The organism is Neolewinella maritima (assembly GCF_923081025.1).
In the GTDB taxonomy this organism is placed as follows: Bacteria; Bacteroidota; Bacteroidia; order Chitinophagales; family Saprospiraceae; genus Neolewinella; species Neolewinella maritima.
In genome coordinates this window covers 1819066-1833816 of record NZ_CAKLPZ010000001.1, presented here as the reverse complement: position 1 = coordinate 1833816, position 14751 = coordinate 1819066, and the positions used below count along the sequence as shown (strand labels likewise).

12 protein-coding genes and 1 pseudogene are annotated in these 14751 nt (G+C 58.9%); 7 read left to right on the top strand and 6 right to left on the bottom strand.

Features of this window, described 5'->3' with window-relative positions; translation table 11 throughout:
• Positions 1-44: 44 nt before the first annotated feature.
• A complete protein-coding gene (locus MJQ68_RS07620) occupies positions 45-1967 on the top strand; it encodes a plastocyanin/azurin family copper-binding protein (protein ID WP_238750435.1) in 1923 nt (640 codons plus the stop codon).
• Between the two features lie 4 nt (positions 1968-1971).
• Here the strand turns inward: MJQ68_RS07620 and MJQ68_RS07615 are convergent, their stop codons facing one another.
• The 4 genes from MJQ68_RS07615 to MJQ68_RS07600 form a co-directional block, all read right to left on the bottom strand.
• On the bottom strand, positions 1972-3141 hold the full coding sequence (locus MJQ68_RS07615) for a beta-ketoacyl synthase N-terminal-like domain-containing protein (protein WP_238750434.1): 1170 nt from the start codon (positions 3139-3141) through the stop codon (positions 1972-1974).
• The gene (locus tag MJQ68_RS07610; RefSeq protein ID WP_238750433.1) at positions 3141-4274 is read right to left on the bottom strand and encodes an aminotransferase class I/II-fold pyridoxal phosphate-dependent enzyme; all 1134 of its coding nucleotides are present in this window, start codon (positions 4272-4274) and stop codon (positions 3141-3143) included. Before MJQ68_RS07610 ends, MJQ68_RS07615 begins: the two co-directional genes overlap by 1 nt.
• Before the next feature lie 2 nt (positions 4275-4276).
• Positions 4277-5881, bottom strand: coding sequence for a S26 family signal peptidase (locus tag MJQ68_RS07605; protein WP_238750432.1), 1605 nt, complete (start codon positions 5879-5881; stop codon positions 4277-4279).
• Positions 5882-5956: 75 nt separating this feature from the next.
• Positions 5957-6316: a DUF1573 domain-containing protein gene (locus MJQ68_RS07600; RefSeq protein WP_238750431.1), complete on the bottom strand. Its 360-nt coding sequence runs from the start codon at positions 6314-6316 to the stop codon at positions 5957-5959.
• Positions 6317-6428: 112 nt separating this feature from the next.
• Between MJQ68_RS07600 and MJQ68_RS07595 the strand changes: the two genes are divergently transcribed.
• Complete coding sequence (locus MJQ68_RS07595; RefSeq protein ID WP_238750430.1) at positions 6429-6815, top strand: hypothetical protein; 387 nt, start codon at positions 6429-6431, stop codon at positions 6813-6815.
• 4 nt (positions 6816-6819) lie between these two features.
• On the opposite strand, the gene MJQ68_RS07590 is transcribed toward MJQ68_RS07595, so the two are convergent.
• Complete coding sequence (locus MJQ68_RS07590; RefSeq protein ID WP_238750429.1) at positions 6820-8748, bottom strand: alpha-1,4-glucan--maltose-1-phosphate maltosyltransferase; 1929 nt, start codon at positions 8746-8748, stop codon at positions 6820-6822.
• A 139-nt stretch (positions 8749-8887) separates the two neighbouring features.
• On the opposite strand from MJQ68_RS07590, the gene lpdA reads away from it, so the two are divergent.
• Positions 8888-10285: a dihydrolipoyl dehydrogenase gene (gene lpdA, locus MJQ68_RS07585; RefSeq protein ID WP_238750428.1), complete on the top strand. Its 1398-nt coding sequence runs from the start codon at positions 8888-8890 to the stop codon at positions 10283-10285.
• Between the two features lie 170 nt (positions 10286-10455).
• Here lpdA and MJQ68_RS07580 read toward each other — a convergent pair.
• Positions 10456-10698: pseudogene (locus tag MJQ68_RS07580) on the bottom strand (type B 50S ribosomal protein L31); the annotation flags it as partial.
• A gap of 156 nt (positions 10699-10854) precedes the next feature.
• Here MJQ68_RS07580 and MJQ68_RS07575 point away from each other — a divergent pair.
• The 4 genes from MJQ68_RS07575 to MJQ68_RS07560 are packed head-to-tail and all read left to right on the top strand — an operon-like array spanning position 10855 to position 14730.
• Positions 10855-12444: a lamin tail domain-containing protein gene (locus MJQ68_RS07575; RefSeq protein WP_238750427.1), complete on the top strand. Its 1590-nt coding sequence runs from the start codon at positions 10855-10857 to the stop codon at positions 12442-12444.
• Between the two features lie 11 nt (positions 12445-12455).
• On the top strand, positions 12456-13028 hold the full coding sequence (locus MJQ68_RS07570; RefSeq protein ID WP_238750426.1) for a phosphatase PAP2 family protein: 573 nt from the start codon (positions 12456-12458) through the stop codon (positions 13026-13028).
• 44 nt (positions 13029-13072) lie between these two features.
• A complete protein-coding gene (locus MJQ68_RS07565; protein WP_238750425.1) occupies positions 13073-13807 on the top strand; it encodes a ZIP family metal transporter in 735 nt (244 codons plus the stop codon).
• 2 nt (positions 13808-13809) lie between these two features.
• A complete protein-coding gene (locus tag MJQ68_RS07560; RefSeq protein ID WP_238750424.1) occupies positions 13810-14730 on the top strand; it encodes a DMT family transporter in 921 nt (306 codons plus the stop codon).
• Positions 14731-14751: the final 21 nt, after the last annotated feature.

The following is a 14751-nucleotide window of genomic DNA, read 5'->3' as shown; positions in this document are numbered from 1 at the left end:
ATCGGTTGGTTCCGCTTATCTTTCATGTATACAAGTCAGCGTCTATGCGTCTATTGGGAACTACTATTCTGCTGCTCTGCGCGGTATTCCTCTCCGCCCAGGATGAGGCTGATTATTATTCGCTTGAGCGTATACCCATTCCGGAGGAGATCAAACTCGAAGTAGGGGGTATGGACTTTCTCCCCGATGGTAGGCTGGCGGTATGCACTAGACGTGGAGAGGTCTTTATGGTCAGCGATGTGGGTGAATCAGCGACCTATAGCCTGTTCGCCCGAGGATTGCACGAGCCCCTTGGACTTACGGCGCACGACGGTGCCCTGTACATTGCGCAACGCGGCGAGATTACCAAGCTGGTGGACCGCGACGGTGACGGAACGGCCGATGTCTACGAGACCGTCCAGGAGCTGCCTCTGACCGGCAACTACCACGAGTATCACTACGGTCCGCTCATTCAGCAGGACGGTACGATGATGACTACCCGCAACGTCGGCTGGGAGGGTCGGGGCGTCAGTAAATCTGAGTTTCGTGGCTGGATGATGCAGTACGATCCAGCGACTAAGACGATGAAGCCGTACGCCGCGGGGATGCGCAGTCCGGCCGGCTTCGGCACCAATTTGGATGGAGACATCTTCGTAGCCGAGAACCAGGGCGACTGGATCGGCTCCGGCCGCATCACTCACCTGGCCGAGGGCGACTTTGCCGGCCACCCTGCCAGCCTCCGCTGGAGCGGCATGGAGGGCAGCTCCGTAGAGCTGCAGGAGGATGACCTGAACGACGAGTTTAAGACCATGTACCGGGCTAAGCAAGAGCTGGACGGACTTAAGCTGCCGGCAGTTTGGTTCCCCCACGGGATCCTGGGTATCTCCACCGCTGCGATCCTGGCCGACCGTACGGAGGGTGCGTTCGGACCATTTGCCGGCCAGCTTTTTGTTAGCGACCAGGGGCAGAGCAAGATCATGCGTGTAGCTCTGGAGAAAGTAGCCGGTGCGTATCAGGGAGCAGTGTTCCCCTTCCGGGAGGGCTTCAGTTCGGGTTTGCTGCGGCTCGATTTTGATCAGGCGGGTACACTCTATGCCGGCCAAACAGCCCGGGGATGGGCAGCGACCGGCGGCGAGGAGTTTGCGCTCGAACGGCTGAAGTGGACGGGCAAGACTCCCTTCGAAATGTATGCGGTACGCGCAAGTACGGAGGGCTTCGATATCGAATTTACCAAACCGGTGGCGGCCGCGAACGTCAAACCATCGGCCTTCACTATTCAAAACTTCACCTACATCTATCATCATAAGTACGGCAGTCCGGTGGTCGATGTCCAGGCTAATACGATTACCTCAGCTGAGGTACAGGACGATGGCAAAACCGTGCGGGTCACCCTGGATGGCTACCGTCCGGGATACATCTACGAGATCAAGGTGGCCGGTCTGCGGAGTGCCGACAAGGACAGGCTGCTGCATGACTATGGCTACTACACCCTCAACGCTATTCCGGGTGGCGATAGCAGTAGTACGGAAGTGTCGGAAGAACTAGCACAAATCAGACAGTCGACAAAGCGCCCAACCACCATGCCGGCGGACTGGAATGGCACCTTCGACGAGCACATCACGTTGGAATCCGCCCTGGGTATGCGCTTCAAGCAGCAGTACCTGACGACCACCCCCGGCGCCAAGATCAAGTTCACCTTTCGTAACCCGGACGATATGGAGCACAATTTCGTCCTCACCAGTGGCAAGATGGGGGATAGGGTAGGCCTCGCCGCAGCCGATCTCGGTCTGCGGGGGGCAGCCACGGCCTACATCCCGGATATGCCGGAGGTGCTGGTGCATACCGAGCTGGTCGCTCCCGAAACAGAGGATACGATCTACTTCACCGCGCCTAGTAAACCGGGCACCTACGAATATATCTGTACCGTACCCGGACACTACATGGTAATGCGCGGCATCCTGGTAGTGCGTGATGCTGCGAGTAAATAGGTTGCTACACTGCTGATTGGTCTTTTCGGTTGTCGCCGTCTATGCCGCCCCGTCGTAGTAGCACGCTGACTGCATTGCCCCCAAATCCCGTGGCATTGATCAGAATATTGGATGGTGCATCAGGAGGAGACGGGCCACCATAGGGTAGGGCTAGTAGTTGTCCGTGATTTAGCATATCCAGTCCAGCAACCACGGCAAGCGGGCCACTAGCCCCGAAGGTGTGTCCGGTGGCCCACTTAAGGGAAGTCAAAAGCGGGCTGTCAGGAGCCGATCCGAATACGGCGTCGATCCCGTTTCGTTCCGCCGCGTCTCCCTGGGGGGTGCCCGGTGCGTGGGCAATAACGGCGTCGGGGGGTAGGAAGCCACCGATAGCGGCCCGCATGGAGTGTTGGAGTGCTAGTCCTTCCGAACTGATACCCGTACTGCTAGCCCCGCCCTCCCGGCTGAATCCCACATGCACCGCTGTACGGCTACTGCCCGGCGATATTCGTTCCAGCGCAAGGAAGGCAGCGCCCTCTCCTAGCACCATGCCGGAAGGTGGATCTGCCAGCGGTCGACAGGCTAGCTGACCGGGGCGCCCTGCGGAAGCGTATACCCGCAGCGCACGCATCTGCGCTATGGTGAATCCGGTAAGGGGTGCTTCGGTGCCCCCGACCAGCACACGGTCAGCCATACCCGCGCGCAGTAGGGCTATACCATGAAGCAGTGCATGGAGTCCGGAGGAGCAAGTCACGCTGAGACTGGAACTAAGCTGGGTGATCCTGAAGTAGTCTGCCAGCGCAAAGCCGACACTCCCCAGGGTGGTAGACGGCGACGTTCTCGGGGCCACCATTTGTTCCCGGTCGAACTGCTGGTAGCCCGTCTCCCAGGAAGCGGTAGGTCCGCGGGAGCAGCCCACCAGTATGGAAAAATCCCGGCCCTCCCAACCTGCTTCGGTTACGGCCTCACGTGCCGCGTGCACCGCCAGTAAACTAGCCCGATCCATCCCGCGACGCCCGCCGAAGGCCGTGACGGCTGGTGCGATAGCCTTAGCTGGAATAGCATACACCGGCAGTCCCGTAGTCCTATCCAGACGATGTGTGGGTTGCTGGCTCAGGTAGGTCTGCCAGGCCGATGCACGGTCCGCCCCCGCTGCTGAAATACTGCCTGCGCCGATGATGCCGATGTCTGTCATCACATGTGTCGTTCCAGGTGGCGACGCAACGAATCGCACAGCCCGTCGATCTCTTCCAGAGTGTTGAAGGCGTGCAGGCACACGCGCAGTCGCTCTTCGCCCCGCGGCACGGAGGGAGACCGAATGCCTTTGATCAGGAATCCATCGGCCAGTACGGCTCGCTCTAGCTCAATAACATCGCCCTGACTTCTGGGAAAGACGAGCTGGATCGGTCCATCCAGCTGACTACCAGGTCCTATGATATGCTGGTAGAAAGCGTTAGTGCAAAATCGTTCGACAACAACCGCCAGCCGCGCACGGGCCTCCGTTTGGTGGTAGCGTAGTTGCTCGTAGGCTGCAGCAATACCCCGCAGCTGCTCCGGCCGCGGACCGGTAGTAAAAATGAATGGCCGGCTGAAATTGATCAGGTACTCCCGCAGGGAGGGGGGGCCGAGCACCGCAGCGCCGCTTGCTCCGGGGGCCTTCCCGTAGGTAACTATTGTGGCCAGGACCTGCTCCTGAAGATCAAGCGCAGCAACTAGTCCGGCGCCGGAGGGTCCGTCCAGACCTACCGAGTGGGCTTCATCGACAATTAGCTGCGCACCGGCGTTTGCGCACACCTTGGCCAGATCGCTCAGGGGTGCTACGTCACCGTCCATGCTGAAGCGTGCTTCGGTTACGACGAACCGCTCACCCTCTGGTGAGGCGGCTGCGAGCAGTCGGGCTACGTCGCTTACGTCGTTGTGTTTGCACCTGCGCGCCGCCGCCCCGCTGAGTCGAATACCGTCGCGGATGCTGGCGTGGATGAGGGCATCATAGATGATGGTGTCGCCCCGGCGAGGCAGGCAACTCAGGACGCCTAAATTGGCTGTGTAGCCACTGTTGTAGAGGAGGGCGGTGGGCTGGCCGTGAAAGTGAGCAATGCGAGATTCGAGGGAGGTGATCTCGTCGTGGTCGCCGGATATGAGCCGGCTACCGGGGGCGGTGGGAGCGAAGGCTGGCGATACGTTCGGAAGGCCGGTCTCGTGCAGCTGTCGTGCGAAGCCCAGGTAGTCGTTAGACCAGAAGTCGATGCCCTGCCGCGTGCCCGGTAGCTCGCGATACGTACCCGCCTGTTGCAGGTTGCTCAGCCGATCGGTGAGGAAATCCGCCAAAACTAGTCGCCCTGTTTAGTGGCCGAGCGGAAGATGCGGTCCCAGTTGACACCATTGAACAGGCTACCCTCCTTGATGCTGAACCAGATGAATAGCGGCTTACCCAGGATGTGGGTTTCCGGTACGAATCCCCACACCCGACTATCCTCCGAGTTGTGGCGGTTATCGCCCATCATCCAGTAGTAGTCTTGCTGGAAGGTGTACTCGGTAATCGGCTGACCGTCAAGGTAAAAATTACCACCACGTCGCTCGAAGCTTGGGTTGTTTTCGTAAACCTTGATGGGGCGCCAGTATAGCTCGTAGTTGCGCTCGTCGAGGGTGACGGTCAGGCCGCGGGCCGGGATCAGGATGGGACCGTAATTGTCGACCGTCCAGCTGCCGAAGTACTTTTGGCTGTGGGGATAGAGCTTTACGCCATTCGGCTGGGTTTGGTCGTAGAACTCGAAGCTACCGTTGGGATCGCCAGCCTTCAAAGCAGCGAGCTGATCGGCATCGAGGTGCATGATATAGCGGTTGCCCTGCGACTGCGCTACGTCGATCGTACTGATGCCCATATCGGCCCACTGCGCCCGGTTAGGCGGTCCGGTGAAGGTGATATCGTACAGAAACTGGATGTTATCCGGATCCTCTACCTGCTCGCCGTCGATGAATAGTTTGCGGTCCCTGATCTCCAGTGTTTCTCCCGGCAGTCCTACTGCGCGCTTCACGTAGTTTTCTTTCTTGTCTACGGGGCGGGTGATCAGCTTGGCCCGCCCGGTCTCTACGGCCCGGAGTGCGGCCGCGTCCATATTCCCTGTCTCATAGTCCGAAGCCGAGGATACCCGATTTGGGAAGATGTAGACGCTGTCGCCGGAGGGTACATTGAAAACGACCGGGTCGTAGCGGTCGATGGACTCCAGTGCGGGCAGGCGCCGGTAGGGGAGGGCCGCTCCGTCGATGTAGCTCTCGCCACCTACGACGGGTGCGCGGTTGTGCACCAGGGGTAGCATGAGGATGGTTTCCGGTAGGCGCAGCCCGTAATTGACCTTTGACACGAACAGAAAATCGCCCACATTTAGATTCCCCTCCATCGACGGAGTAGGGATAATGTAGCTCTCGATGAGCAGCAGGCGAATCAGCGCGGCGGCGAAGATGGCAAAGATGGCCGCCTCGGCCCAGTCGCGCAGCATCGGCTTGGCGAAGGGGGCCTGACTGCGCAGCTTGCGGATCTCGCGCTGGTCCTTGGATTTTTCCGCCGCGGCAAGCGCTGCCTGCCACTGCCGCTCTTCGACCAGGATCGGACCGCGGTATACCGGCTCGGTCGTGCCGAGCCATCCGAAGTATCCCCAGCTGGCCACTACGGCGGCCACGTGCTCCAGGAAGGCGAAGCGGTTGAAGGAGCGGGCCAGATCTACCATCAGTCCGGCAAACCAGATCATATTGAACCAGGGGATCAGCAGCAACAGGCTGTAGCTGCCTTTGCGGCCTACGAGCTCGGCCACCACCCACATATTGTAGCCGGGGATGAGACCGTGCTTAGCCGGCCGGCCGGCGTGGGGAAACAGGCGGTAGAGCGCCAGGCTAAGTCCGATGTAACCAAATAGGAGGACGAGGGTCAACCAAGTCATACAGAAGCGTTTGGGGCCACCGCCGCCGGGCGGGGCTGTAATCAAGTCGGACGAAGGTACGCTACCCGGCCACGCTTATTCGGCCGATTCGACGAATCCCTCCAGCCAGAGCTTGTGCCCGCCCTTGTGCCCCCGGAAGTACACCTTGACGTACTTCCGGTAAAAGCCGGCGTTGGTCGCATCGTAGGTGATGTTGATCGATCCTTCGGCTCCGGGAGCTACCGGCGTATCCGCCCATTCCGTGGCCGTACAACCGCAGCCTACGCGGACGTTCTCTACCTCCAGCGGCGCATCCGTGAGGTTGCGGAAGCGGAAGGTATAGGTGACTGCTTCGTGCTGCAGGGTATCCCCCACCTCGACGGTCATATCCTGTAGCCATTCTACGGGATCGGCGGAGACGACGGCAAGTGCAAGAACGAGCAGGAGGTAGTGCATGCGGAGTAAACGTCGTACGGTAGGCACTATTTCGTTAAGGAACTCCTATACTTGCTCCGGCACACGTACGGCGCGGCCGCAGGTGCATTTATACTAGCAAACGCAAGCCATAATGAAAAAGCTTTTCTTCGCCACTGCTCTCCTGCTCGCCTCGGCCACCACGGCCTTTGCCCAGGTTGTCGTTGACGGCGTCAACATCAATAACCTGGAGGAAGTACAGATGGTGCGCATGATCGCCCAGGAGCGCTTTTTGTCCAATAAGGTGACCATCTTCATCGACTACGGGCAGAGCATCAACGGCGGCAGCCGCAACCGCATGGAAGTCATCGATCCTAACTCCGGCGACCGCATCCGCTTCAACTCCGTCATGCACGCAGTTAATTACCTCATCGCTAACGGCTGGACCTACGTCGAAGCCATGGTACTGCCCAGCGAGGGCAATGCCAGCACTACGGGAGGCAGCACCCAGTACCTGTTCGTGCGCAACTTTGCGCGCTAAGCGACTACAGGATCACTTCAAACACGTGGGCGGGCCAGTAGCCGGGATCGAGACGAACGTAGTTCGCCTCCCCGTTCCACCGGTAGCTTGCGCCGGTGAGCAGCTCCCTGACCTGAAACTGGTGTGCACCTTCAAGTAGCACCTTCGGTACCGCGCAGTAGCCATCCTGCGGATTGTGGGGGTCGAAGTTGACCACGCACCAGATCATGCTCCTGCGGTCGTCGCTGTACTTGACGTAGCTGAGCAGATTCGGATTGGTGGTATCGGTGAAGGTGATGTTGTTGGTCTGCTGCAGTGCGGGGTGCGTCCGGCGCAGCTGGTTAATCTTGGTGTAGGTATTGGTGATGCGGTTGCGGTACGACCAGTCGTAATGACGGGCTACGTACTTCTCGCTATCGTAGTACTCCTCCTTGCCGTTCGTATTGCCCCGGTTCTCCATGATCTCGTAGCTCGGGCCGTATACCCCATAGCTGCTCGATAGGGTAGCGGCCAGTAGGAGTCGCTTGACGAACTGGTTCTCGTTGGCTCCCATCATTTCGTAGGCGAGGATGTCGGGGGTGTTGGGCCAGAAGTTGGGCTGCATGTACTCCCGCAGCTCGGTAGTGGTGAGCTCCTCGAGGTACTCGCGCATCTCGGCCGCGGTGTTGCGCCAGGTGAAGTAGGTGTAGCTCTGCTGGAAGCCGCGCTTGGCCAGTTCCGCCATGATGGCCGGCCGGGTAAAGGCTTCGGCCAGGAAGATCACGTCGGGGTATTTCTCGTTGGTCTCCCGAATGATATATTCCCAGAAGCGGTACGGCTTGGTGTGGGGATTATCTACCCGGAAGATCCGGATACCCGCCTCGCACCAGTAGAGGGTGACACTGAGGAGCTCCGCCCATAGTGCCTTCCAATCTTCGGTCTCGAAGTTGATGGGTACGATGTCCTGGTACTTCTTGGGGGGATTCTCCGCGTACATGATCGATCCGTCCGGCCGCCAAATGAACCACTCGGGGTGTGCCTCGATGTAGGGATGGTCGGGTGCACACTGAAAGGCTAGGTCCAGCGCTACTTCCATCCCGTAGTCCTTACACTTGACCATCAGAGCCTTATAGTCTTCGATGTCCCCCAGTTCGGGAAGAATACTCTTGTGGCCGCCCTCCTTGGCGCCGATGGCCCAGGGGCTGCCGGGTTCGCCGGCAAGTGCTTCAGTGGCGTTGTTGCGCCCCTTGCGGTTGCGGTAGCCCACGGGATGGACTGGTGGCATATACAGCACGTCAAAGCCTAACTCTTGTACCCGGGGCAGCAGGCTTTCGACATCCTTAAAGGTGCCGCTACGATTTAGCTCGGGGGAAGTGGAGCGGGTGAAGAGCTCGTACCACGCGCTGAATCGTTCCTTAGGTCGGGCTACTTTGACCTTCAGGCCCAGGTCGTAAGCTGTTTCGTGACGGCGCAGGGGGTAGCGCTCCAGCACTTTGCTAAAGTCATCACTCAGCACGTAAGCGACGGCCTTGGCTTTCGGTCCGCCAAGTTTTTTGGTGGCAGCCATGATCTCCTTGTGCGCTGCGCCCTCGTGTGCATCTCCCAACTCGCTGAGGTAGTTGGCGCCGATCTGTAGTTCGATGGCCATGTCCTGACCGTCCGCATATTTCTTCTTGAACCCTTTGTGCCAGGTCTTGAGGTGATCCACCCATCCGACTAGTTTGTAGTCGTACATTCCTTGCTCGGTCACGGTGAACTGGCCGGTCCATAGGTCATTGCTGCCCTCCGTCAGTTCGTTTTCTTCCCAGCTGTCCGCCCCTGCCCGGCGGTAAGCCACCACGGCGCGCAAATAATCGTGGCTATCGCCGAAGATGGTGGCCGAGACCGCTACCCGCTCGCCGACGACGCGTTTAATTGGAAATCTGCCCTGATTGATCTGGGGTTGGACGTGGTCGATTATCGTGCGGTTCTGCATAGGTATATCTTGGGGTGGGGTAAAGGGATAGAAAGGATTGGGGGCCCTTACGTTCATCGTCACTGCCTGTTTTTAGCGGCCAACTAAGCCGAGACTTCCCGCGTTACACCCCTTTATCCATACAAACCAGACTTACTATATGGCTTACGATCTTATCGTCGTCGGAAGCGGCCCCGGCGGATACGTCGCCGCAATCCGAGCCGCCCAATTGGGCATGAAAGTTGCCGTGGTCGAGCGCGAAAGCCTCGGCGGCATCTGCCTCAACTGGGGTTGCATTCCCACTAAAGCCCTACTTAAAAGCGCCCAGGTATTTGAGTATATCAGTCATGCCAGCGATTACGGCATTGAGGTAGCCGAACCCACCGCAGACTTCGGTAAGATGATCGGTCGCAGCCGCGGAGTGGCCGACGGCATGAGCAAAGGCATCAACTTCCTGTTTCGCAAGAATAAGATCGAAGTCCTCACCGGTAACGGAAAGCTCATCCGGGGCAAAAAAGTAGAGGTCACCGACGAAAGCGGTAAGGCCACCACCTACGACGCCGAGCACATCATCGTGGCCGTAGGCAGCCGCGCCCGTGAGCTACCGAATTTGCCCATCGACGGCAAGAAGATCATCGGCTACCGGGAGGCCATGACGCTGCCCGATCAACCCAAGCGCATGGTCGTCGTAGGCGCCGGCGCGATCGGTGTAGAGTTCGCGTACTTCTACAACAGTATCGGCACCGAGGTGACCATTGTAGAGTATATGGAGCAGGGCCTGGTGCCCCGCGAAGATGCCGATGTATCCAAGGAGCTGACCAAAGTTTACAAGAAAAAGGGTATTAAGACCCTGGCCAACACCAGCGTCGAGCAGGTGGATACCAGCGGTGATGTGCTCAAGGTGATGACCAAGAACCGCAAGTCCGGAAAGGAAGAGGTCATCGAGTGCGACGTCGTGCTCTCTGCCGCCGGCATCACCCCCAATACCGAAAATATCGGCCTGGAAGACCTGGGGGTCGAGGTAGAACGCGGCCTGATCCATGTCGACGACCGCTACCAGACCAACGTCCCCGGCCTGTACGCCATCGGTGATATCACGCCCGGCCCCGCCCTGGCGCACGTCGCCAGTGCCGAAGGCATCATCTGCGTAGAAGCGATCGCCGGACAGAAGCCCGCTGCACTCGACTACGGTAATATTCCGGGATGTACCTACTGCTCGCCCGAGGTAGCCAGTGTGGGTTACACCGAAGCTGGCGCCAAAGAGGCCGGCTACGAGATCAAGGTGGGTAAGTTTCCCTTCTCCGCCTCCGGTAAGGCCAGTGCCGCCGGGGCGAAGGAAGGATTCGTCAAGGTGATCTTCGACGCCAAGTACGGCGAGTGGTTAGGTGCCCACATGATCGGCGCCAACGTCACGGAAATGATCGCCGAGGTAGTAGCCAGCCGCAAGCTTGAGACAACCGGTCACGAGATCATCAAGACCGTACACCCACACCCCACGATGAGTGAGGCAGTGATGGAAGCCGCCGCTGCGGCCTACGGAGAGGTTATTCACCTGTAACTAACAGCGCACATAACAAAGCCCCGACGAACTACTGTTCGTCGGGGCTTTTTAGTGTAGACTATACGCAGCCTGCGGGCTGTAGTAAGCTACTCGGCTGCTGCTTCCGCAGGAGCCTCGGTCTCGGCGGCTTCCGCTTCCTGCTCTTCCGACTTCTTGGCGAAGCGGCTCTTGCCGAACTTCTTGTTGAACTTGTCGATGCGACCGGCGGTGTCGACGAACTGCATCTTACCGGTGAAGAAGGGGTGACTCTCACTCGAGATCTCCAGCTTGATGAGGGGGTACTCGGCACCGTCTTCGAAGGTATCGGTGTCGCGAGTCTTGGCGCACGACTTACCGAGCCAGCTTACGTTGGCGTTGATATCACGGAAAATGACCGTGCGGTAGCTTTCGGGGTGCAGTTCCTTTTTCATTGTGCTTCTATTTAGCCCGCAAAGGTAAGCCTTATTTAGGTAGTGGCCAACTCATAGCACCACACGATAGTGTGTCCGCCTGGTGCAGACCCCCGGTGGTATGTTTGCGGCATGCGATGGTCTATTCTACTGTGGGGCTGTTTGTGGCTGTATGTTTTGCCAGGTCAGGTAGTGATCAGCGAGCTCATGGTCGATCCCACCCCGGCGGTCGGTCTGCCGGCCGTAGAGTATATCGAGCTGCATAACCAAGGAGATGCTGCCATTCTCTTACAGCGTCTAGCTATACGCAGCGGCACACGCCGTGTACCCCTGACGGACACGCCGGAGGATTCATTGTCCCCCGGGGCCTACCTCTTGCTGGTCGACACGGACGATGTAGCGCTATTCTCCTCGCTCGCCGTACAGGTCCAGGGCATCGATCTTCCGGGACTTACCAATACTAGGGATGAGGTATCGCTATACGTTGATAATGAACTCAGTAGTACAGTCCAGTACGATGAGTCGTGGTATAAGTCCGCAGACCGATCGAAGGGTGGCTACAGCCTGGAGTACAACGGCGGGGGTACCGTAAACTGCTCGGGAAGCTGGGCCGCGAGTCGAGATGAGCAGGGGGGTACACCCGGCAGGGCGAATAGTCTGCTGGGTCAGCTACTGGATACCGTGCCGCCACACGTAGTAGCGGCAATAGCCAGCGACAGCGGCCTTACCGTTCGCTTCGACGAGGCGGTTTTCGGCGAACTGGAGTTCCTGTTCGAACTGGATGGAGTGTCCACCGGAGCATTTCGTGTAGACGAGCGTACGGCCTTCGTGCCAGCCACCTTGCTGGTCGGTCGGTTGTATACACTCCGTATTGCACCGGAGTACGCTGACTGTACCGGCAATAGCCCCTCTGCTGCTCAAAATCTACCCGTATTGCGCCCAGCAGCACTGCAAACTGGCGACGTGCTGCTCAGTGAGGTATTATTCGACCCCGTCCCGGGGGGCAGTGACTTTGTAGAGGTGTATAACGCATCCGGGAATAGCATTCGGTTGGCAGACTTGGTGCTCAGTAACGCCAGGCAAGTGCAGCGTACCATCAGCACCACGGCAATCCTACCCCCGGGCGGCTACTTTGTATTTACTGCCGATGCGCTTGACTTACGCAGCCGCTTTCCGTCTACAGATATAGACAGGGTGGCCGAGATCGATCTGCCCAGCCTACCCAATGAAGGCGGCACCATCCGGATCGAAACCGCCGCCGGCCTGACCATAGATGCCTTTTCCTACTCGGATGACATGCACGCCGAGCTGGTAGATGCGGAAGGAGCTAGTCTTGAACGGCGCAGTTTTACAGCTCCTACTCAGGAAGCGGCTAATTGGGCAACCGCAGCGAGCACTGCCGGCTACGGTACCCCTACACAGCCCAATTCGCAGCAAGCAGATGGTACTACACCTGCCGTGACTGTCGAACTAAAAGAACCCACCTTTTCTCCCGATGGTGATGGTACGGCAGATGAACTAGCGCTTAACTACCGTACCGACCGCCCAGGCTACCTGGCACGCGTAACGGTTTTCGATGCGGCGGGACGCCCCGTTCACACCCAGCCGCGCAGTGAACTGCTGGGTACGAGCGGTACCCTGCATTGGGACGGACGCGACGCCGTGGGTGTAGTACAGGCTGCTGGCCCCTACGTCGTGCTCGTGCAGCTGTTCCATCCAGACGGCGCTACCACGACCCGGAAATTAGTAGCCATCCTGGCCAGTTAATCGACGCTATCGTGGACCAGACCCTCTTCGAGCTTATTAACCAGCAACTGGCAAGTCCCTTACTGGACGCCGTGCTGCCCGTGTACCGCGAGAAGACCACGTGGATTCCGTTGTACGCGATCTGGCTCGTGTTGCTGCTACGTGCGTATGGTTGGAAGCGTACGCTGTTCCTGCTGCTCTGTATCGGCGCGGTGATCGCCGTAGCGGACCAGATCGCTGCGTCCGTACTCAAACCCTGGGTAGCACAGCTCAGGCCATGTGCTGAACCCTCCCTGGCGGGGCAGGTCCGCGAACTGGTCGGTTGCGGGGGCCGGTTCGGCTTTCCCTCCAACCACGCGACCAATCACTTTGCCGTAGCGGTGGTCCTATGCCTGACCTGGGTCCGCGGTACGCCCGCCCGGATCTTTCTCCTACTCTGGGCGGCCTCCATCGGTCTGGCGCAGGTCTACGTAGGGAAGCACTATCCGAGCGACGTGCTGGCGGGTGCCTGTCTCGGTACTTCCGTAGCCATCCTGGGCGTGTGGGCGTACCGTTCTCTCGCCGGTGCAACTGCCATTGGACCGTCCGCCTCCGAAACACCTTAACTAATCGTCGTACGCCGACGTTTGCATACCCATTCACCCCGCGCATGGCCCTCTGGCAATACGGTTTACTCTTCAGCACTGCCCTGGTCGGTGGTGCACTTGCCATGCTGGGGGAAGAGCAGGCACGTAAGCAGCTCCCGACCCTACTGTCATTCAGCGGCGCGTATCTCTTAGCCATTGCCGCTCTGGAGCTTATCCCCGATGTGTTCGGCCAGCAGTCCAATGCCTCCCCCGGTCTGTTCCTCCTCGTTGGCTTTTTCATTCAACTGCTACTGGAGGGGCTCAGTCAGGGCGTAGAACACGGCCACGTACATGTGCACCGTCAGGCGCGCTACGGCTACGCCATTCAGATTATGCTCGGTCTGGGACTGCACGCGCTACTGGAAGGACTCCCCCTGGGTGCCGGGGCCGCAGGTGCGATGGACGTGGGAAATCATGTGCATGGCGATCATTTGCTCTTTGGCATCGCGCTGCACAAACTGCCCGCCGCGTTCGCACTTGGCCTGTTGCTGCGGAGCTCGGGCTACAGTACGGTCTTTGTCTGGAGCTGCCTCACGGTGTTCGGATTGCTCTCCCCACTGGGAGCGGTGCTGGGGGAAGTAGCTAGTATCGATCCGATCTGGCGCACGCGTATTTTGGCGCTGGTCGTGGGTAGCTTCTTACATATCTCTACGACCATCCTGTTTGAGGCGGACGGTAGCCACCGACACGGTATCTCGGTGCAGAAGTTTGTGGTCATCTTGGTCGGTATGCTCGTAGCGTACTTCACTGCACACTAGCGATGACCGTCAACGACCTTCGCACCGGCGACCCCGCCCGTATACGACGTATCGGACTGATGTGTCTGTTGCTGGGCGCGGTGCTTTTCAGCTCGAAGGGAATACTGATCAAACTGGCGTACCGCTATGAGGTGAGTAGTATCAGCTTGCTGGGACTGCGGATGATCTTTTCGCTGCCGCTGTTCCTGCTCATCGGCTACTTTCGGAGTGGCGCGAAGGCCAGTCGTGCGCCGATGACGCTGGCGGATGTGGGAACCATTTTAAGCCTGGGAATTCTTGGATACTACCTGGCGAGTTATACGGACTTCCTGGGCCTGCGGTACCTGAGTGCCGGCATGGAGCGGGTGATTCTATTTACGTATCCGACGCTGGTGCTACTGATTCAGCGGGTGGTGTTCGGGACACCCATACGGCGGGTACAGTGGATCGCTACGGGTATCTGTTATTTGGGTATCGCGGTCGCTTTCAGTGGCTCGGACCTGCGCATTGGCAGTGGCTTTGCTACCGGGGCGGGCTTCGTATTTCTGAGTGCCCTATTGTATAGTACGTACATCATCGGAAGCGGGCGGCTGGCCCCGCGGCTGGGGAACGTGCGCTTTACTAGTCTGGCGCTGATCACTGCCTCGGTGAGCGTGATCATTCACGTCATGCTGGCTAGCGATCCGTTGCTCGGCCTGCCTATGCCGGTTTATGTTTATGGCGCCGTGATGGCAGTGTTCTGTACCGTGATCCCGAGTTACCTGGTGACGGAGGGCGTGCGCCGGCTCGGAGCCGGAGACGCAGCCATCATCGGTGCGGTAGGGCCCGTGGCGACCATCGTGCTCGAGTATGTCGTACTGCAGGAACACATGAACGTGCTACAGGGAATCGGGGCTGCCCTGATCATATGCGGCGTGGTAATAATTGGCCGCAGTAAGGGGTGATTATTGACACAAATTGTGGTA

Coding starts and splice junctions, on each gene's coding strand:
- MJQ68_RS07620 (WP_238750435.1), top strand. CDS start 45: ATGCGTCTATTGGGAACTACTATTCTGCTGCTCTGCGCGGTATTCCTC.
- MJQ68_RS07615 (WP_238750434.1), bottom strand. CDS start 3,141: ATGACAGACATCGGCATCATCGGCGCAGGCAGTATTTCAGCAGCGGGG.
- MJQ68_RS07605 (WP_238750432.1), bottom strand. CDS start 5,881: ATGACTTGGTTGACCCTCGTCCTCCTATTTGGTTACATCGGACTTAGC.
- MJQ68_RS07600 (WP_238750431.1), bottom strand. CDS start 6,316: ATGCACTACCTCCTGCTCGTTCTTGCACTTGCCGTCGTCTCCGCCGAT.
- MJQ68_RS07595 (WP_238750430.1), top strand. CDS start 6,429: ATGAAAAAGCTTTTCTTCGCCACTGCTCTCCTGCTCGCCTCGGCCACC.
- MJQ68_RS07590 (WP_238750429.1), bottom strand. CDS start 8,748: ATGCAGAACCGCACGATAATCGACCACGTCCAACCCCAGATCAATCAG.
- lpdA (WP_238750428.1), top strand. CDS start 8,888: ATGGCTTACGATCTTATCGTCGTCGGAAGCGGCCCCGGCGGATACGTC.
- MJQ68_RS07565 (WP_238750425.1), top strand. CDS start 13,073: ATGGCCCTCTGGCAATACGGTTTACTCTTCAGCACTGCCCTGGTCGGT.
- MJQ68_RS07560 (WP_238750424.1), top strand. CDS start 13,810: ATGACCGTCAACGACCTTCGCACCGGCGACCCCGCCCGTATACGACGT.